Origin of the sequence: Xylanimonas allomyrinae, assembly GCF_004135345.1 — a bacterium.
Taxonomy (GTDB): Bacteria; Actinomycetota; Actinomycetes; order Actinomycetales; family Cellulomonadaceae; genus Xylanimonas; species Xylanimonas allomyrinae.
The window spans coordinates 3,006,444-3,025,758 of record NZ_CP035495.1 but is presented as its reverse complement, the minus strand read 5'-3'; the positions used below and the strand labels follow the sequence as shown (position 1 = coordinate 3,025,758).

Here is a 19,315-nt window from a genome sequence, read left to right as displayed (position 1 = left end):
GCCAGCAGGGTCACGCGGCCCAGGGGCCGTCGTCGACCACTGACGGCGTCAGTCCCGGCCCGTCACGGCTCGGGCGTGCGGGCGTCGTAGCGCCAGAAGCGCGGCGTCCGCCACGCGACGAGCCACAGCGCGACGAGGCAGGTCAGCCCGCCGGCGACGGCGGCCCACCCCTCGGTGAACCAGCTCGCCTGGGCGCCCAGCCACAGCTCGCCCAGCCGCGGACCGCCCGCGACGACGACGATGAACACGCCCTGGAGCCGCCCGCGCATGTGGTCGGGCGCGGCGGTCTGGAGGATCGACTGGCGGAAGATCGCCGAGACGGCGTCGGTCCCGCCGGCGAGCATGAGCGCGACGCACGCCAGCACGAGCGCTCCGGCGAGCACGCCCGTGGGGTTGCCGCGGCCCACGAGCACGAGCACGACGCCGAAGGCCGCGACCGACAGTGCCCAGGCGGTGATCGCCCAGATGATCGCCCGGCCCTGCCGGTGCACGTGGCCGAACGGGCCCGAGAACAGCGTGGCGAGGATCCCGCCCGCGGCGAACGCGGCGGCGAGCACGCCCGTGGTCCCGGCGCCGCCGCCCAGGTAGATCAGGCCGGCGGCGGGCAGGAGCACGCGCGGGAAGGCGAGCACCATGGCGCACAGGTCGACGACGAACGACGTGCGCAGGTTGGGCCGGGTCGCCAGGTAGCGCAGGCCGTCGAGCACGGAGCGCAGCCCGCTCGCGCGCTGCACCCCGGCGCCGGCGGCGGCGTCGGGCGCGACCTCTGGCGGCAGGTGGGGCAGGCGCCAGGTCGCCCACAGCGCGGCCGTGAACGCGAGCGCGTCGATGGTGTACGCCCAGCCGTAGCCGCCTGCGAGCACGAGCGCGGACCCGGCGAGCGGTCCGCCGGTGAGGGCGACGTTGAGCGTGAGCGTCTGCAGCGCGTTGGCCGCGGGCATGAGGTGGGCGGGCAGCAGCCGCGGGATGATCGCGGAGCGGGCCGGGTTGTTGATCGCGAACGCGGCCGACTGGAGCGCGACCAGCCCGTACAGCAGGTGCACGGAGCCGACGTCGAGCCACGCCTGCACCGCGATCGCGATGGTCACGAGCCACAGCACGACCGAGGCGAGGAGTGCGACGGTGCGCCTGTCGTGCCGGTCGACGAGGGCACCGCCGTACAGGCCCAGCACCATGAGCGGGACCAGCGCGAACACGCCGAGCGTCCCGACGGCGAGCGTCGAGCCGGTCAGGTCGTAGACCTGGAGCCCGACGGCGACGACGGTGAGCTGGGAGCCCAGGTTGGAGATGCCCAGCCCCCACCACAGGCGGCGGAAGTCCGGGGAGACGCGCAGGGGCGTGAGGTCGGCGAGCAGGCGTGCCATCGTCGCCCAGGTCAGGACGGGTCGGCGGCGAGGGCCGCGTCGACGTCGACCAGGGCGTCCTGCACCTCGTCGACGATGGTGGCCATGGCGCGCTGGGCGGCGTCGGAGTCGCCGTCGGCGACGGCGCGGGCGACGGCCTCGTGGGCGTCGAGCGCGGCCGGCACGGGCGAGGCCGGCATGAGGCCGAGCGAGGTGCGCCCGGACAGGACGGCGGCGACGACGCCGGACAGCGCGCCGAACAGCTCGTTGCCGCTCGCGCTCAGCAGCAGCTCGTGCAGGCGCACGTCGAGCTCGAGGAACTCGTCGTGGTCGCCCTCGCCGGCCTCGCCGAGCTCGCGCATCCGCTTGGCGATGGTGACCAGCTCGGCCCGCACCTCCGGGGGTGCGTGCCGTGCGGCCCCGGCCGCGGCGAGCGGCTCGACGGCGTGGCGCAGCTCGGTGAGGGTGCGCAGCTGCGCGCCGCGCCCGGCCCCTTGAAGACGCCAGGCGATGACGCGGGGGCTGAGCACGTGCCAGTCGGCCATGCCGAGGACAACGATTCCGACGCGCCGCCTCGAGCGCACCAGGCCGAGGTTCTCCAGCATCCGCATGGCCTCGCGCGCGACGGTGCGCGAGACGCCGAACTCGCCGCCGATGGCATCGAGCGTGAGCACCGCTCCCTCGCGCAGCTCGCCGCTTGCGATGCGGCGCCCGAGCGTGTCGAGCACGCTGGTGTGGAGGACGGGGGATGGCACCTGCTCAGGGTATTACGCAATTGGTACCACCTATCGCTTGCGAAAGGTGTTACCAATAGGTCATCCTGGCTCCCGTGGACACCGACGTCACCTCCCCCCACCACCCCTCGTCGTCGTCATGGGCGTCGCCGGCTCGGGCAAGACCACCATCGCCGCCCTCCTGGCCGGCCGTCTCGGAGCCTCCTTCGCCGAGGGCGACGACTTCCACTCCGTGGCCAACGTCGCCAAGATGGCGGCCGGAACGCCGCTCACCGACGACGACCGATGGCCCTGGCTGCGCGGCATCCGCGACTGGCTCGCAGCGCAGCGCGCGGCGGGACACGCCGCCGTCGTGCCGTGCAGCGCCCTCAAGCGGTCCTACCGGGACCTGCTGCGCGAGGCGGGCCCCGTGCAGTTCATCCACCTCACCGGATCACACGAGCTGCTCACCGAGCGCATCCAGGGCCGCGCCGGGCACTTCATGAAGCCCGCGATGCTGACGAGCCAGCTCGGCACCCTCGAACCGCTGGGCCCCGACGAGCCCGGTTTCACCGTTGACATCGCCCCCCGCCCCGACCAGATCGCCGACGTCGCACTCGCGCGCCTCACCGGCGCGGGCGCAGACGCGACCGACTGACCCCCACCCAGAACCACCGTCGCAAAGGAGCGATGATGCATTCCCTCGTCACCCTCGCCGGCATGGCCGGCACCGTCCCAGCGAGCCTCCGCCTCGCCGACGACGCACCCTCCGCGCCCACCGGGCAGCTCGTGCTGGCCGCCGTGATCGGCATCGCCGTCATCGTGGCCCTCATCGTCTGGGCCAAGATGCACCCGTTCCTGGCCCTCGTGATCGGCTCGGGCGTGCTCGCGCTCGTGGCCGGCACCGGCCTGGTCCAGGCGTTCGACGCCTTCTCGAAAGGCCTGGGGTCCACCGTCGGCGGCGTCGGCGTGCTCATCGCGCTCGGCGCGATCATCGGCAAGCTGCTCATCGACTCGGGCGGCGCCGACCAGATCGTCGACACGATCCTCGCCCGCACGCCCGCACAACGCGTGCCGTGGGCGCTCGCGTTCATCGCGTTCATCATCGGCATCCCGCTGTTCTTCGAGGTCGGCGTGGTGCTGCTCATCCCCGTGGTCATGCTCGTGGCGCGCCGCGCCCGGCTCTCGCCCGTGCTCGTCGGCATCCCCGCGCTCGCCGGGCTCTCGGCACTGCACGGCCTCGTGCCCCCGCACCCCGGCCCGCTCCTGGCGATCAGCGCCCTGGGCGCCGACCTCGGCCTCACGCTCGGCCTGGGCCTGCTCGTCGCGATCCCGACCGTGATCCTGGCCGGCCCCGTCCTGGCGAAGATCCTCGTGCGCTGGGTCCACCTCGACCCGCCGACGACGGTGCTCGGCATCGAGGAGACCTCCGCCGAGGAGGGTCGCCGTCGCCCGAGCTTCGCCGTGTCGATCGGCGTCGTGCTGCTGCCCGTCGCGCTCATGCTCGTGCGCGCCGTCGTCGACATCCGGCACCTGGAGGAGACCCCCGCGGGCAGCGTGTTCCAGTTCCTCGGCACGCCGCTCGTCGCCCTGCTGGCGACGTCGCTCGTCGCCCTGTTCGCGTTCGGCTCCGCCGTCGGGCGCACCCGCGCGCAGCTCTCCGACCTGGTCGGGTCCTCGTTCGTGCCGATCGCCGGGATCCTGCTCATCGTGGGCGCGGGCGGCGGCTTCAAGGAGACGCTCGTCGCGTCCGGCGTCGGGCAGGTCATCGCCGACGGCATCACGTCCGCACACCTCAACCCGCTCCTGGCGGGCTGGCTCGTGGCGGTGCTGATCCGCGTGGCCACGGGCTCGGCGACCGTCGCGACGATCACCGCGGCCGGGATCATGGCCCCGATCGCGGCGGGCCTCGACCCGACGCACGCGGCGCTCATGGTGCTGGTCATCGGCGCCGGCTCGGTGTTCCTGTCGCACGTCAACGACGCCGGGTTCTGGCTGGTCAAGGAGTACTTCGGCATGACCGTCGGCCAGACGTTCAAGACGTGGTCCCTCATGGAGACGGTGCTGTCGGTCGTGGCCGGCGGCGTCGTGATGCTGCTCGGCCTGGTGGTCTAGCACCCAGGCCGGAGCGCCCTCGATGGCCTGACGCCGGGCCCTGCAGCCCGGCGTCAGGCCATCGTCGTGCCGAACGCGAGGCCCAGCCCGTACGTCACGGCCGCCGCGCCGAAGCCGATCGCGAGCTGCCGCAGCGCACGGGTCAGGGGCGAGGCCCCCGACAGCAGGCCCGTGACGGCACCCGTCGCGAGCAGCGCGATCCCGACGAGGCCCGCCGCGACGGCGACCGCGGCCATGCCCGTGATGCCGAAGAGGTAGGGCAGCACGGGGATCACGGCGCCCGAGGCGAAGAAGCAGAAGCTGGAGATCGCGGCGCCCCACGCGGTGCCGTGCGTCTCGAGGTCGTCGTCCTCGGCGACGACGCCCGCGGCGGCCTCGGCCTCGTGGCTCGCGTGCAGGTCGGCCTGGCTCGGCACGAGCGGCACGGCCCCGCTGCCCGACGTCGCCCCGGAGGCCGTCAGGCGCAGCAGCACCCGGTCGGCGTGGGCCTGGGCGTCCACGGCCTGCATGCCCCGCGCACGGTAGACGAGCGCGAGCTCGTTGGCGTCCAGGTCGAGGTGCGGCAGCGCGTTCGCCGCCGACGACGCCGGGGTCGAGGCCGCGAGCAGCTCGCGCTGCGAGCGGATCGAGATGTACTCGCCCGCGCCCATCGACAGCGCACCCGCGAGCAGCCCGGCGAGCCCGGTCAGCAGCACCGCCTGCTGCGAGGCGCCCGACGCGCCGATGCCCAGCACGAGCGCGAGGTTCGAGACGAGCCCGTCGTTCGCGCCGAACACGGCCGCGCGGAACGTGCCCGACAGGCGGTTGCGGCCACGGGTCGCCAGACCGCGGACCACCTCCTCGTGGATCTGCTCGTCCGCGGCCATCGCCTGCGTCGCGTCGATCTCCTGGGTGTAGGCCGAGCGCGACTCGGCCCGCTGCGCGAGCGCGAGCACGAACACGCCGCCCAGACGCCGCGCGAGCCACCCGAGCACGCGGGTGCGCAGGTCGCCGCGCAGCGGGCGCCCGGCGTCGTCGCCCAGCAGGTCGAGCCAGTGCTTCTCGTGGCGCCGCTCGGCGGCGGCCAGCGCCAGGAGAATCTCGCGCTCCTCGCCCGTGCGACGGCTCGCCAGGTCGCGGTACACCGCGGCCTCGGCCCGCTCGTCCGCGAGGTAGCGGCGCCAGCGGCGGATGTCGGCGGGGGTGCGGGGGCGAGCCGGGTGCTGCCCTGCCGCGCGCTGCGCAGGCGTGGGGGTGGTCATGCGTTCGATTGTGCGGGGCGCAGCGGGGGTCATGCCTCCGATTCTGGGTGCGGCGGCACGGCCTGCGGTTTCGCATCGCCCCATCCGCGGCCTCCGGCCTGTGCGCCGGGGCGCTCCCGCACGGGCCGCCACGCGTCCACCCCGGACACCCGAGCCGCGTTCAGGCGCCGGGTGCTCGACCATGTCGGTGGCCCGGGCAGAATCGCCGCGTGATGATCGTGAGCACCGACGGTTCGTGCCTCCGCAACCCGGGGGCGCGATCGGCTGGGCGTGGATCGACCACGAGGGCGGGCGGTTCGACTCGGGCGGCGCCGCCTCGGGCACCAACCAGATCGCCGAGCTGACCGCGGTGCTGCGCGCCGTGGAGGCCCATCCGGGCAGCGAGCCGTTGCTCATCGAGTCCGACTCCCAGTACGCCATCCGCTGCTCGTCGGAGTGGCTCGAGGGCTGGAGGCGCAAGGGGTGGCGTACCGCCTCGGGCAGCCCGGTCAAGAACCTCGAGCTGGTCCGGGCGATCGACGCCGCCATCACCGGCCGCGCCGGCCCCGTGCGCTTCCACTGGGTGCGCGGCCACGTGGGCAACCCCTTCAACGAACGCGCAGACGAGCTCGCGGGCCACGCTGCCGCCGACTGGGCCGCGGGACGCGGCGAGGTCGGCTCGGTGCTGATCGCAGACGTCGACGACCTCCAGCAGGCCGAGTCACCCCGCGTCCCCGCCCCGGTCGGCACACGCCCTGCCGCACGCGCCGACGCCGAGCCCCTGTGGGAGCTCGGCACCCTCTTCGACTGAGCGACGCGCGATGCGGGTGCGTCACGAGTCGCCGCGTCCGCTCGACGTCGCGCTGACACTGGCACAGCTCCACCACGGCCCCGGCGACCCCACCGTCCGGCGTACACCCGAGGGCCTGTGGCGCACGTCGCTGCTGCCCACCGGTCCCGTCACCCAGCGGATCGTCCAGGACGGCCCGTGCGCCGTCGTCGTCGACCTGTGGGGCGACGGCGCCCGTGAGGCCGCCGACACGCTGCCCACGCTGCTCGGCGAGGACGACGACACGACCGGGTTCGCCCCGCCCGACCAGGTGCGCGACGCCGCACGCCGCGCACGCGGCATGCGGATGCCGCGCACCGAGCGCGTGCTCGAGTCGCTCGTCCCCGCGGTGCTCGAACAACGCGTGCACTCCTCGACCGCGCACCGCGCCTGGCGCTGGCTGCTGGAACGGCACGGCGCCCCCGCGCCCGGGCCCGCGCCGACGGGCCTGCGCGTCGTCCCGGCACCGCGCGCATGGGCGGCGGTGCCGTCGTGGGACTGGCATCGCGCGGGGGTCGACCCGCGGCGGGCACGCACCGCCGTCGCATGCGCGCGGCTGGCGGCGCGGCTCGAGACGGCGTCCGCGCTCGACCGCGGGGAGGCCCGGTCGCTGCTGGAGAAGGTCGCGGGCGTCGGCCCGTGGACATCGGCCGAGGTGGCCCAGCGCGCGTTCGGCGACGGCGACGCGGTCTCGGTGGGTGACCTGCACCTGCCCGCGGCGGTCGGCTGGGCGCTGACCGGCGAGCGCACCGACGACGCGGGGATGCTGCGGCTGCTGGCCCCGTATGCGCCGCACCGGCACCGCGTCGTGCGGCTGCTCTCGCTCCAGGGGCACCCGCGCGCACCGCGGCGTGCGCCACGGCTGGCGGTCGCGGACCATCGGGCGTGCTGACCGGCCGCTCCCCGGGCGGCGTTCGGCGGCTCGGGCGCCGGCGTCGCCCGTGGGGCGGGCACCCAGCGTGCTGCGTGCGGCACGCCGCTGCTGGTCGCGGCCGGCCCGGGCCGTGGTACCTCGGGTCGGCGGAGCCGACGGGGTCGCGGGTCAGCGGTCGGCGTCGTCCTCCCGGGACCCCGGCTGCTGAAGCTGGGCAACCTCGGCGTGCGTGCGCCCGGCGAGCGTGGTCCGGCGCGGGTTGGCGATGGACCGGTTCGTCTCTGTGTCGTTCATCCGTGCTTCCTCCATGCGTGGCGGGTTCGAGCTCGTGGACTTCCCGCGGTGCCCGCCGCGTCGCGGGACAAGCAAGGATTGTGCGTGGAACCGCGTCTCAAATCCACCGCAGCCGGTGTGAGGCGGGTCACTCGGCTGCCGCCTCGACCGGCGATCCGGCCCCCGCTGAGCGACGATCGGGCCATGCCGATCGCGCCCACGTCAGACCCCCAGCTCGTGCTGCTGCGCCACGGCGAGACGGCCTGGTCGGCCAGCGGCCGGCACACCGGCCGCACCGACCTGCCCCTCACGGAAGCGGGCGAGGAGCAGGCACGCCGGGCCGGGCGCGCCCTGTCCGCCTACGACTTCGCGGCCGTCTACACCTCGCCTCTCCAGCGGGCACGCCGCACCGCGGAGCTCGCCGGCCACCCGGACGCCGTCGTCGATCCCGACCTGGCCGAGTGGGACTACGGGCCGGTCGACGGGCGCACCGCGCAGGAGGTCAGCGCCGCGATCGGGCGCGAGTTCCTCATCTTCGCCGACGGCGTGCGCGTCCTGCCTCCCGACCCGGCCCACTCCGACGGCCGCCCGGGCGAGCTGCTCGACGAGGTCTACGCGCGGGCGGCGTTCGTCGTCTCACGTGCCGAGACGACGCTCCGTGACGGAGGCGACGTGCTCGTCGTCGCCCACGGGCACCTGCTGCGCGTCCTGGCGACGGCATGGCTGGGCGTCGACGCGCGGCTGGCCGAACGGCTCGAGCTGGGCACCGCCGCGATCTCGATGCTCGGGTACGGCCACGCACTGCGCACGATCGAAGGCTGGAACCTCCCACCCTCGTCGTGACCCGCGTGGGAGCATGCGGGCATGGCCTTGCGCGACCGGAACCTCATCGACGACGAACGCGTGGTGCTCGAGCTGCGCTCGCACGCCAAGGCGCTGATCTGGCCGTTCCTGCTGTTCCTCGTGCTCGCGGCGGGCGCGGTCGTCACCTTCCTGGTGTCGGACGAGGATCTCGTGACCTGGGTGGTGCTCGGCGTGCTCGCCGTCGTCGCGCTCGTCTGGGTGTTCCTGCCGTGGCTGCGGTGGCGCACGTCGTCGTACACCGTCACCACGCAGCGCATCGCACACCGCTCGGGCATCATCACGCGCATTGGGCGTGACATCCCCTGTACCGCATCAACGACATCTCGATCGAGAAGGACCTGATCGACCGGCTGCTCGGCTGCGGCACCCTCGTGATCGCCGACGCGACCGAGAAGCCCGGCATGCTGCTCGACGACGTGCCGCGCGTCGACACCGTCCACCGGACCATCCAGCAGCTCCTGTGGGAGCAGGACGACGGCACCGACGACGGCGAGCTGCCGCCGGGCGAGCCGCCGCGCGGACGCCGTCGGTGACGGACGCGCGCACCTGGTTCGTCACCGGGGCGGGGCGCGGACTGGGCCGTGCGATCGCCGTCGCGGCCCTCGACCGCGGCGACCGCGTCGCCGCCACCGCCCGCACGCTCGCCGCCGTCGAGGACCTCGCCGAGCGCTACGGCGACGCCGTCGTCCCGCTGCCGCTCGACGTCACCGACGCCGACGCCGCCCGAGCCGCCGTCACGCGCGCGCACGAGCGCCTGGGCCGCCTCGACGTCGTCGTCAACAACGCCGGCTACGGCCTGTTCGGGTACGTCGAGGAGATCGACCCGGGCCAGCTGCGCGACCTCCTCGACGTCAACCTGTTCGGGGCGCTGCACGTGACCCAGGCGGCCCTGCCGCTGCTGCGGGCGCAAGGCTCGGGGCACGTCGTCCAGATCTCCAGCTCCAGCGGTGTCGCCGCGTGGCCCGGGCTCGGCGGGTACCACGCGTCGAAGTGGGCGCTCGAAGGGCTCAGCGACGCGCTCGCCCAGGAGGTCGCGCGGTTCGGCATCGCGGTGACGCTCGTCGAGCCCGGGCCCGTCGCCACCGGCTGGCGTGGGGCGTCCGCCGTCCACACGACACCTCTCGCCGCCTACGACGACGCCCGCGCCGCAGCGTGGCACCCGCCGGGGGCGTCGAGTCCCGACGCCGTCGCACGCGTCGTGCTGGCCGTCGCGGACGCGCCCGAACCGCCCCTGCGCATCCTCGTGGGCGACCTCGCGGCCGACGCCGTCGTGCCGATGACGCGGGCGCGGCTCGACGCCTGGCGGGCGTGGGAGACGCTGGGGCGGTCCGCCGACCGCGACGATCGGTAGCGCGCGCGGCGAAAACCTTGCCGATCGCGCCGCGCCGTGGCCACCGTGCGCGCGCGGCAGGCGGTGCGCGCTGCGAGAGTGTGCGGATGGACCCCTCGGTCGACCTGTGGATCCGCCTGGCGTGCGAGTTCATCGGCACGGCGATCCTCATCATCATCGGCAACGGCACCGTCGCGAACGTGCACCTCAAGGGCTCCAAGGGGTACCGCGGCGGGTGGAGCCTGATCGCCATGGGCTACGGGCTCGGCGTCATGATCCCCGCGATGATGTTCGGCGGGATCAGCGGCAACCACATCAACCCGGCGTTCACGCTCGGGCTCGCCGTCTGGGGCCTGTTCCCCTGGCACCTCGTGCCCCTCTACTGGCTGGCGCAGGTGCTCGGCGCCATGGCGGGGCAGCTCGCCATCGTCGTCACCCACAAGCCGTACTACGACAGGACGGACAACCCCGAGGACGTGCTCGCCACGTTCTCCACCATCAACTCGGCGCACAGCCGCCGCAACGGGTTCCTGTCCGAGACCCTCGGGTCGGTCATCCTGTTCTCCTGCGCGCTCGCCCTCGTCAACTCCCCGCTGATGCGCGAGGAGCAAGGCGTCGCCCACCTCGGCATCGGATTCCTGGTGTGGGCTCTCGTCGTCGGGCTCGGCGGACCGACCGGGCCGGCACTCAACCCCGCACGCGACCTCGGGCCACGCCTGGTCCACCAGCTCCTGCCGACGTCGGTGCTGCACGCCAAGGGCGGCTCCGACTGGCGGTACGGGTGGGTGCCCGTCGCCGCACCGCTGCTCGGCGGTCTGCTCGGCGTCGGCGGGTGGCACCTGCTGCTCGGGTGACCAGCGCCGTCGCCGCACGTGGTGGCCTACGCCGCCCGGCGCTCGACCCCCGGCAGCTCCCCGTCCGCGACGAGGTCCGACAGCCGCCACCCCGCGAGGTCCGCCGCGTACGCCGCGGCGGCGCCGTCGGGCCGCAGCTCTTGGAGGACGTGGTGGCGCTCGCCCAGCGCCTCGAGCCGCCGGGCGAGCTCGAGGACGTCCTCGCGCGTGTGCACCGTCGGGTCCACCGTGGTGCGGACCTCGTGCGCGACACCCGAGGCGAGCACCACGTCGAGCGCCTTCCATGCCGCGGAACCCGATGCCTTCACGCCCGTGACCTGGGCGTACTTCTCCGGCAGGTGCTTGATGTCGAGGCCGACCCAGTCGACGGCGCCGCGCTTCAGCAGTGCCTCCAGACGCCGTGGCCATGCCCCGCCCGTGTGCAGCCCGACGGCGAAGCCCAGGTCGCGCACCTCGTCGACCGCCGTCGGCAGCGCCGGCGAGAGCAGCGGTTCACCACCCGAGAAGACGACGCCGTCGAGCAGCCCGCGACGTCGTCCCAGGAACTCGCGCACCTGCGACCACGCGAGCACTCCGGGCGCCCTGGGATCCAGGATGTCCGGGTTGTGGCAGTACACGCACCGCCAAGGACACCCCTGCAGGAACACGACGCCCGCAAGCTTGCCCGGCCAGTCCACACTCGACATCCGCACCAGCCCAGCCACCACCGGCTCCGGCGTCGGCTCCCGGCGAGTTCGAGCATCCGTCGCGGTGTTCGAGTGCTCGGGCGCTCGAACACCCGACGGATGCTCGAACTCGCCGGGCGGGGCCTCACACCAGGGAGGGTTCACGGAAGGTCACGCGCTCGTGGTACTCGCCCTGCTTGCCCGTGTTGAACGAGCTCACCGGGCGCAGGTAGCCCATGACACGGGTCCACACCTCGGTGGTGCGGCCGCACGTCGGGCACTCGTGGTGCTCGCCGGTCAGGTAGCCGTGCACCTCGCACACCGAGAACGTGGGCGTGATGGTGATGTACGGCAGGCGGAACCTCTCGAGCGAGCGGCGCACCAGCGCCTTGCACGCCGCGGCGTCGGAGACGCGCTCACCCATGTACAGGTGCAGCACGGTGCCGCCCGTGTACTTGGTCTGGAGCTCCTCCTGCTGCTCGAGCGCCTCGAACGGGTCGTCCGTGAACCCCACGGGGAGCTGGGACGAGTTGGTGTAGTACGGCTCGGCATCGGTGCCGGCCTGGAGGATGCCGGGGAACCGGCGGCGGTCCTCCTTGGCGAAGCGGTACGTGGTGCCCTCGGCCGGCGTCGCCTCCAGGTTGTAGAGGTGGCCGGTGCGCTCCTGCGCCTCGACCATGCGCGCGCGCACGTGGTCCAGGATCTCCAGGGCCATGAGGCGACCGGCCGGCGACGTGATGTCCTCCGCGTCGCCCGTGAAGTTGCGGATCATCTCGTTGACGCCGTTGAGGCCGATGGTCGAGAAGTGCGAGTCGAGCGTCCCGAGGTAGCGCTTGGTGTACGGGAACAGCCCGTCGTCCATGAGCTTCTGCACGGTGACGCGCTTGGTCTCCAGCGAGTCGACCGAGATCTCGATGAGGTTGTCGAGCGCGGCCAGCAGGTCGGTCCACGAGCCGGAGTGGACGAAGCCCAGGCGAGCCATGTTGAGGGTCACGACGCCGATCGAGCCGGTCTGCTCGCCCGAGCCGAACAGGCCGTTGCCCCGCTTGAGCAGCTCGCGCAGGTCGAGCTGGAGGCGGCAGCACATCGAACGCACGTCGCCGGGGTTGAGCTCGGAGTTGACGAAGTTCTGGAAGTACGGGGTGCCGTACTTGGCCGTCATCTCGAAGATCTTGTCCGCGACCGGGGCGTCCCAGTCGAAGTCGCGCGTGATGTTGTACGTGGGGATCGGGAAGGTGAACGCCCGGCCCGCGGCGTCGCCCGCCGTCATGACCTCGACGAACGCCTCGTTGATCATCGCCATCTCGGGTGCGAGGTCGCCGTAGGTGAAGTCCGCGACCTCCTCGCCGATGATCGGGTGCTGGTCCTTGAAGTCGTCCGGGCACACCAGGTCGAAGGTGAGGTTGGTGAACGGCGTCTGCGTGCCCCAGCGGCTGGGCACGTTGAGGTTGTGGACGAGCTCCTGGATGCCCTGCACCACCTCGTCGTAGGTGAGGCCGTCGCGGCGCACATAGGGCGCCATGAGCGTGTCGAAGGAGCTGAAGGCCTGCGCGCCGGCCCACTCGTTCTGGAGCGTGCCCAGGAAGTTCACGACCTGCCCGAGCGCGCTCGAGAAGTGCTTGGCCGGGCCCGAGTCGATCTTGCCGGGCACGCCGCCGAAGCCCTCCTGGAGGAGCTGGCGCAGCGACCAGCCGGCGCAGTAGCCGCCCAGCACGTCGAGGTCGTGCACGTGGATGGCGCCGGAACGGTGGGCCTCGCCCAGCTCAGGCTCGTAGATCTCGTCGAGCCAGTAGTTCGCCGTCACCTTGCCGGCCACGTTGAGGATGAGGCCGCCGAGCGAGAAGCCCTGGTTCGCGTTGGCGCGCACCCGCCAGTCAGAGCGGTCCAGGTACTCCCCGATCGTCGAGGCGACGTCGATGCTGCGGCCCATGGTGGGTCCCTTCGGTTGCGGCGGTGCGAGTGACGCGATGTTCTTCCGACGTCTGAGCCTGACACCACCACGAGCGCCTCACAAGCGACGCGCCGACGGCCAACCACAAGATCTGGGGAGAATACGCGGAACAGACACTAGATGTGGCGTTGTCCTGACGCACTGTCACGGGCGCCCGGTGCTCCAGCATCGGGCGCCCGTGACGGCGACGACTGCGCCGCGTCTCAGCCGAGCCGGCGTCGTCGGACGAGCACGTACCCCGTTCCCACCAGGGCTGTCGCGGCCGCGACGAGGACGCCCAGCGCCGCGCCCGTGCGTGGCAGCAGCGCCGGACTCTCGCCGGCCAGCACCGGCTCCGGATCCGTCGCGTGCACGGTGGTGCAGGGGTCGGACGCCGTCACCTCGGCGCAGGTCGCGGGCGGGTAGCTGCCCTCACCGGCCGTCCCGGTGACGACGTTGCGCAGCGTGACCCCGAACGCGTCGTCGGCGACCTTCACGGTGTACCGCAGCACGGTGGGCTCGGTCAGCTCGCCGATCCGCCACTCGAGCGTGACCCCGTCAGGGCCCAGCACCGCGCTGCCGTCGTCGTCGAGGATGGCACCGAAGGTGGCCTTGCCCGCGCCGAGCACCGCGGACAGGTCGTCCGTGACGATCAGACCGGACACCTTCTCGGGGCCCGACCCGACCGGCGCGGCGGTGAGCGTGTAGGTGATGACCTGGCCCGGGTCGGCCTTCCCGTCCTGGTCGTCGCTCGTCTTGGCCAGCGACCATGCCGGGTCCGTGTGGTGCACGGTCAGGCACTCGGCCTCCAGGTCCGCCACCGGCGTCCCCTCGGCGCACGACGACGGCGGCGTGTCCCCGGAACCCGCCTCGTCGACGCCGCCCATGCCGGTGACGACGTTGCGCAGCGTGACCCCACGGGCGTCCTCGTCCACGGCCACCGTGTACGTCAGGGTCTGCGTGCGGTCGAGGGTGTCGAGCCGCCACGTCAGGGTCATGGTCGTCGGGTCGAAGTCCGCAGTGCCCAGGTGCGCGTCGTCGATCTCGACGAACGTGGCCTTGCCGCTCCCGAGCACGTCCGAGAGGTCGTCCGTGACGACCACGCCCGCGGGCGGGGCCGAACCCTCGCCACCGGTGTTCGTGGCCGTGAGGGTGTACGTCAGCAGCGCCCCCGGCTCGACGGTCCCCTGTGGCAGCGCGCTCGACTTCGCGAGCGACCACGACGTCGGGACGAACGTGTTCGAGAACTCGACCACCGGCCACGTCGGGGTCGCGTCCGCAGACGAGACGACGTGCTCCTCGAGCCTGCCCCCGCTGGTTCCCCAGCGCTCGACATGCTGGTCGTCACCGTGAGGACGCCCTCCCCGTCGTCGGCGACGGCGGCGCACACCGTGTACACCGTGCGGTCGTAGACGATTCCGGGTCGCGGGCTGTCAGGGATGACCTCGCGAACCGTCCAGCAGTAGCGCGCACCGGCGTCTTCCTGGGTGAAGGACAACTGGGGCCCGGGCATGTGCACCACCTGACCCTGTGCGCCGGCGGGGCTGGGCACCAGGACGCGTACGTCGTCCCCGAAATGCTCCGCCGTGGCGTCGTCGGGCACGGCGGTGAACTCGAACTCGCCGGCTGCAAGGTCACGACCCTCCAGCGCCTTGGCCAGGTCGAAGTGCCAGTCGAGGCTCGTGGCATACGTGTTGACGAACTCCCGGTCGCCGTCCCCGTACGTGAGACTCTCGACGAAGAGCGAACCCAGATTGTCGTCGACGACCACGATCAGCAGCGACACGGGATCCTGGTCATAGGTCATGCCGCCGGCCGGATCGTCCGGCACGACCTCCCTGACCGTGTACCTGTACGTGCCTGCCTCGGTGAACGTGATCTCCCCGAACCCGAATCCGGCGGCGTCCGCCGCGGACCTGACCGTCGCCCTGGAGTCGACCGGCAGCGGCGCACCCAGCTCACCCTCCAGGACGAAGGAGAAGGCATCAGCCTCGGCCCAGTCCCGCCCGGCGAGCGTCTTGACGAACTGAGGTGAGACGGCGACCGGACTGGCCGTGTACGTATTGGTGAAGGTGGTCGCGCCCTCGGGGGTCACGGTCGCGACGAGATCGACACCGCTCGCCGAGCCAGGGTTGGTGACGGTCACCGTGTAGCACACCTGACCGGCGTCGTACGAGATGCCGTCGACCACCGTGGACGGCCCTTCCTCGACGACGCAGAACCGGTAGGTGCCCTGCTGCGTGAAGATGAGCCCCTCGAACTCGACGTTCCCCTCACCGGCGGCGCTGGCCGTGACCGGCTCGGGGATCGTGACGGCACCCGAGCCGACGGCGGCCCGGGTCTCCTCGTCGGCGGCCGTGAGCACGAAGCGGAAAGCGTCGTCGAGCGCCCAGGCGCGGCCGTCGAGGATCTTGGTGGCGACGAGGTCCGCAGTAGTCTGCCCCGCGTCGTAGGTGTTGCTGAACTGCGCGACGACGTCGGCGCCGTAGCTCCCGACGCCGGGGGCGCACGCACCGTACGGGCTCGACGCCGCGATCGCGGCCCGGGACGTCTTGCAGCGCACCGACGACGCGGTGACCTCGCTCGTCTCGCCCGCCTGCTGCGTCCCGACGGTGATGGCATAGAAGTAGACCGCGTCGTCATGGCTCACGAACGACGGCCCGGCGACGGCGTCCTCCTCCACCGAGTAGTAGAAGGTGTGGCCCACATGGTTGCCGGTGAAGGTCAGCCATGGTGAGTCGACGTCGCGGCTGCCGGCGACGTTGCTGACGGTGACCGTGTCCTGCCCGTCCCACACAGGGCCGGACACCTGGGTCGTGCCGCCGGTGGCGAGGTCCGCACCGAGATACCGGAAGGTGAACGAGTGCGCGAGCGTCGGGTCGATCGTGGTGGCGCCCGGGAGGGTCTCGTCCACCACGACCTTGGTGGCCTTCAGCGCGCCCCCGGTCTCGCCGGCGACCCACGCGTTGAAGAACGTGGCGACGGCAGGGTGGGCGTCCAGATCGGGGCTCGCCGCGTCTCCGAGATCGTCCTTGACCTGGGTGAGCGTCCCGACCGCGGTGAGCCCGCCGGCCTTGTCGTCCTCCACCTCGACGACCCACTGGTAGCTGGCCGCCGAGAACGACAGGGCGGGGTCGGCCGCGTTCCCGTCGACCTCGGTGATCGTGTAGGTGTACGTGCCTGGCGTCGTGAACGTCTGGTCCGGGAACCTCGCGGTCGCGCCCTCGGCGGCGATGACCGCCTCGAGGCAGGGGGTACCCGGGCACATCGTGAACGTGAAGCTCTCGGGGTAGCGCCAGTCCCGCCCGAGCTCCTTGGCCACCTCCGGGCCGGCGATGGTCACCGGGGGTGGTTCGTAGCGGTTGACGAAGTCCAGGCTGACGCCCGGACCGTCGACGACGACGGTGCCGGTCAGCTCACTCACGAGCGGCGTGTAGCCGGGCGGCAGGTCCACCTCCTCCACCGTGCACGTGACGCCGTGGGGCAGCCCGTAGAGGATCGCGTACTGACCCGCCGCCATCGTGAAGGTCTCGCCGCTCGTGAAGGGCTGCTCGACGATCGGGCCGTCCTGGCCGTAGACCACGGCGAGGAACTGCCCGTCGACGTCGTCGCCGACGGTCACCTTGAACCTGAACTGGGTGGTCTCGACGGTGGACCCGCTGCTCTCGACCTGCTTGGTGACCCTCATCGTGCCCGGGGCCGGGTACTCCAGGAACCCGTTGTTCCCCAGAGCGACCGTCACGACCGCCGCGTCGCCGCTCGCGGCCGCGAAGCCACTCTCCGTCGCGCGAACCATCGTCGCGGTGCGGGTGTGGTTGGCGATCTCGCCGTCGCACCACTGGCTGTCGTTCTCCCACTCCAGGCTGTCGCACTTGGTGAAGTCGAGGTTGGCGATGCGGGGCGAGAAGTCGAGCGTGCCGGCCGGGACCACCATCGCGTCGCCGAACCGCGCGGGCCCGGTCAGCGCCGCCTTGACCGCACCGACGCTCGTGGGGATCGAGAGCTCTTTGCGCAAGGGACTCGCGCCTTCGGTGATGTAGACGAAGTCGGCGTAGTAGACCCGGGTCTCGTCCGGAAGCCCCTCCCACTCGTCGCGCATCACCTGCGTCTCGAGCGACTCGTCGTAGTACAAGGGCGAGTCGACCGAGAATCGGTAGAAGTCGTTGCGCAGCGCCGGGTTGAACCGGGCCTCGGCGATCCCCTCGGCGGCTCCGGGCTCGTAGGCGTTCGAGTAGAACCGCACCGTGCCGTCGGTGGAGTTCGCGGCGAGGTACGCGGTCAGCGCCTCCCGCTCACCGGCCGTCAGCCTCGCCACGGGCCCCTCCTGGTTGCCGACCGGAAGACCCGCGGGGGCGTCGAGGAAGCTGAGGACCTCCGGCTTGGGCGCCACCTTGTACATGGCGTGCACCGGGTGCGAGATGTACGGCTTGATCGACGTCACGGCGTGACCCTCGTCGACCGTCACCTGCTTGTCGTAGATGGGCAGCAGTCCGGCGGGGATCATGACCGTGACGACGTCGCCTCTCGCCAGGTCCTCGCTGCGGGTCACGGTGATCTTGACCGCGGACAGGTTGATCGGCTTGGTGTTGCCACCCATGCCGTTCGCAAGGTACGAGCCTTCGAAGACGTAGGTGTCGACATTCCCCGCGGTGGTCTTCGACTGCGCCGTGAAGGTCGCGTTCACGCAGTCGTTGGGGCCGGTCGCGGCTGCGCGGTCGACCGAGCAGAAGGCCAGGCGGCTCATCTCGGTGACGTGCATGTACGGGCCGAGCTCGTCCACGAACGTGACGTACCCCTCGGCCGTGACGTCGCTCGAGCTGACGTCGACGGGATAGTTCGGTGCCGCTTCGATGATGGCCTGCGCGATCTGCTCGAAGCTCTCCTTGAGCTGCCCGGTCGTGACGGGGGCGTAGAACGCGGTGTTGTACTTCAGGGCTCCCGGACCGGTGGGGTCGAACGCCGCGTACCCGAGCGCGTCGGGTCCCGGGCGGTTGACGGTGTAGAACTGCGTGGTGGCGTTCTTGCCGTTGACCGGAACGTCCACCGTGCCCGTCGTCCGGTACGCGTCGAACGCCGTGCTGAAGCCCCTGAACACCGCGTTGCTGGTCGACCCGAAGTTGCCCTTCGGGTCGAGCGTGGCGAGTGCGAGGTCGCGGCTGTTCCCCGCGAGCGCCGTGATGCCCAGGCCGACCGTGTACACGCTGGTGGCGACGTCGGTCAGCCCGTGGGCGGCGTTGTACGCGCGGTCGTTGTAGACGTCCGAGATCTTCGCCTTGAGCAGAGATGCAGCGAGGGCCGCCTTGAACCCGTTCCCGTAGTACTGCGAGCTGCCGGGCGAGCCGGGGCCCTGGACGCCGTCGGCCAACGTCGGGTTCCACCACGTGGGCGAGGAGGACGAGGTGGTCGGCTCACCGTCGGTGAACAGGATGACGTTGGGGATGCGCTGGTTCGTGCCGGTCACGTCCCGGACGACATCGGGGTTGGCGAGCAGCCCCATGCCGGTGGTCACGCCTTCCTGGATGTTCGTCTGCTGCGTCTCGCCCTCGGTGCCGACGGCGCGTGTCTTCGTCGCCGTCCGCAGCCTCAGGCCTTGGTTGGCTGCGCGTTCCAGGGAGACGTAGGCGTCGGAGTCGGCGATCTTCGTCGGTGTCCCGAGCTCTTCGAGCACCTCGGACCTGGTCCCGAACATGACCACGGCGACGCGGTTGCGGGGGTTGTCGGTCGCGATGATGCTGATGGCCGAGTTGACCGCGTCGACCATCGCGAAGGCACGCGAGCGTTCCCAGCCTTGCCCGGTGCAGGAGTCACTGCTCTCGACGCACTGTGTCATCGAGTAGGAGTTGTCGAGGACGAGGACGACGTCGATCGGGACGGGCACGACGCTCGTCACGTGCCTCGTGGAGCCGAGGGCGGAGAGCGCGACGATGAGCTCGTCGGTGCCGACCTCGAGGTCGGGCAGCGTCTTGTCCTCGTTCTGCATGTCGTCGGGGACGGTCAGCGTGTCGGCGAACACGGACTTGTCCGTCCAGATCCGGCCGGGGCTCTGCGACGAGACGTAGTAGTCCGAGTCCTCCGCCCCCGGGAACTCGTGGTAGGTCGCCGGGTCGGCGACCTTGCGGGGCGCGGGAAGGCCGTCAGGACGTGCCGGACTGGTGACCGGCTCCTCCGCCGCGGCCGGCGCGGCGAGGTCCGTCATCCCGGCGACCGGCACGGCTCCCGAACTGAGCACGCAGAGCGCGAGAGCGCCGGCGATGGCGGAGGTGCGACCCGAACCCCGGGTGCGCGCGTGTCCCTTGCGGCCCATG

At 72.1% G+C, this 19,315-nt stretch carries 17 protein-coding genes; 9 read left to right on the top strand and 8 right to left on the bottom strand.

What is annotated here, in order from left to right; all coding sequences use genetic code 11:
• Positions 1-62: 62 nt before the first annotated feature.
• Both ET495_RS13680 and ET495_RS13675 read right to left on the bottom strand, forming a co-directional pair.
• Positions 63-1,364, bottom strand: a complete 1,302-nt coding sequence (locus ET495_RS13680; RefSeq protein WP_129205256.1) for an MFS transporter — start codon at positions 1,362-1,364, stop codon at positions 63-65.
• 11 nt (positions 1,365-1,375) lie between these two features.
• Positions 1,376-2,098: a FadR/GntR family transcriptional regulator gene (locus tag ET495_RS13675; protein ID WP_129205255.1), complete on the bottom strand. Its 723-nt coding sequence runs from the start codon at positions 2,096-2,098 to the stop codon at positions 1,376-1,378.
• A 118-nt stretch (positions 2,099-2,216) separates the two neighbouring features.
• Between ET495_RS13675 and ET495_RS13670 the strand changes: the two genes are divergently transcribed.
• Positions 2,217-2,714, top strand: a complete 498-nt coding sequence (locus tag ET495_RS13670; protein WP_129205254.1) for a gluconokinase — start codon at positions 2,217-2,219, stop codon at positions 2,712-2,714.
• 35 nt (positions 2,715-2,749) lie between these two features.
• Positions 2,750-4,171, top strand: a complete 1,422-nt coding sequence (locus tag ET495_RS13665; RefSeq protein WP_245993083.1) for a GntT/GntP/DsdX family permease — start codon at positions 2,750-2,752, stop codon at positions 4,169-4,171.
• A gap of 53 nt (positions 4,172-4,224) precedes the next feature.
• Here ET495_RS13665 and ET495_RS13660 read toward each other — a convergent pair whose 3' ends face one another.
• Complete coding sequence (locus ET495_RS13660; protein ID WP_129205253.1) at positions 4,225-5,412, bottom strand: VIT1/CCC1 transporter family protein; 1,188 nt, start codon at positions 5,410-5,412, stop codon at positions 4,225-4,227.
• A gap of 235 nt (positions 5,413-5,647) precedes the next feature.
• On the opposite strand from ET495_RS13660, the gene ET495_RS13655 reads away from it, so the two are divergent.
• A complete protein-coding gene (locus ET495_RS13655) occupies positions 5,648-6,202 on the top strand; it encodes a ribonuclease H family protein (RefSeq protein WP_245993082.1) in 555 nt (184 codons plus the stop codon).
• A gap of 10 nt (positions 6,203-6,212) precedes the next feature.
• Positions 6,213-7,112 (top strand): DNA-3-methyladenine glycosylase family protein, encoded by a 900-nt coding sequence (locus ET495_RS13650; RefSeq protein WP_129205252.1) that lies wholly within the window; start codon positions 6,213-6,215, stop codon positions 7,110-7,112.
• A gap of 150 nt (positions 7,113-7,262) precedes the next feature.
• Here the strand turns inward: ET495_RS13650 and ET495_RS19230 are convergent, their stop codons facing one another.
• Positions 7,263-7,388 carry a hypothetical protein gene (locus tag ET495_RS19230; RefSeq protein WP_281276129.1) on the bottom strand — a complete coding sequence of 42 codons (126 nt, stop codon included), beginning with the start codon at positions 7,386-7,388 and terminating at the stop codon, positions 7,263-7,265.
• Positions 7,389-7,571: 183 nt separating this feature from the next.
• Here ET495_RS19230 and ET495_RS13645 point away from each other — a divergent pair, with 183 nt between their 5' ends.
• From ET495_RS13645 to ET495_RS13630, 5 genes are all read left to right on the top strand, one after another.
• A complete protein-coding gene (locus tag ET495_RS13645) occupies positions 7,572-8,210 on the top strand; it encodes a histidine phosphatase family protein (protein WP_129205251.1) in 639 nt (212 codons plus the stop codon).
• A 21-nt stretch (positions 8,211-8,231) separates the two neighbouring features.
• Positions 8,232-8,573 carry a YdbT family protein gene (locus ET495_RS18925; protein WP_245993081.1) on the top strand — a complete coding sequence of 114 codons (342 nt, stop codon included), beginning with the start codon at positions 8,232-8,234 and terminating at the stop codon, positions 8,571-8,573.
• Positions 8,534-8,764, top strand: coding sequence for a PH domain-containing protein (locus ET495_RS18920; protein WP_342770170.1), 231 nt, complete (start codon positions 8,534-8,536; stop codon positions 8,762-8,764). The genes ET495_RS18925 and ET495_RS18920 overlap by 40 nt, the downstream gene beginning before the upstream one ends.
• Positions 8,761-9,582: an SDR family NAD(P)-dependent oxidoreductase gene (locus ET495_RS13635; RefSeq protein WP_129205250.1), complete on the top strand. Its 822-nt coding sequence runs from the start codon at positions 8,761-8,763 to the stop codon at positions 9,580-9,582. The genes ET495_RS18920 and ET495_RS13635 overlap by 4 nt, the downstream gene beginning before the upstream one ends.
• Before the next feature lie 86 nt (positions 9,583-9,668).
• Entirely contained in the window at positions 9,669-10,415 is a 747-nt protein-coding gene (locus ET495_RS13630; protein WP_129205249.1) for an MIP/aquaporin family protein, read from the top strand.
• Between the two features lie 26 nt (positions 10,416-10,441).
• On the opposite strand, the gene ET495_RS13625 is transcribed toward ET495_RS13630, so the two are convergent.
• The 4 genes from ET495_RS13625 to ET495_RS13610 all read right to left on the bottom strand — a co-directional run bounded on the left by ET495_RS13625 (position 10,442) and on the right by ET495_RS13610 (position 19,314).
• Entirely contained in the window at positions 10,442-11,101 is a 660-nt protein-coding gene (locus tag ET495_RS13625) for an anaerobic ribonucleoside-triphosphate reductase activating protein (protein WP_129205248.1), read from the bottom strand.
• Between the two features lie 124 nt (positions 11,102-11,225).
• Complete coding sequence (locus ET495_RS13620; protein ID WP_129205247.1) at positions 11,226-13,010, bottom strand: ribonucleoside triphosphate reductase; 1,785 nt, start codon at positions 13,008-13,010, stop codon at positions 11,226-11,228.
• A 224-nt stretch (positions 13,011-13,234) separates the two neighbouring features.
• Complete coding sequence (locus tag ET495_RS13615) at positions 13,235-14,266, bottom strand: isopeptide-forming domain-containing fimbrial protein (RefSeq protein WP_162616489.1); 1,032 nt, start codon at positions 14,264-14,266, stop codon at positions 13,235-13,237.
• The gene (locus ET495_RS13610) at positions 14,170-19,314 is read right to left on the bottom strand and encodes a Spy0128 family protein (RefSeq protein WP_129205245.1); all 5,145 of its coding nucleotides are present in this window, start codon (positions 19,312-19,314) and stop codon (positions 14,170-14,172) included. Before ET495_RS13610 ends, ET495_RS13615 begins: the two co-directional genes overlap by 97 nt.
• Position 19,315 lies beyond the last annotated feature (1 nt).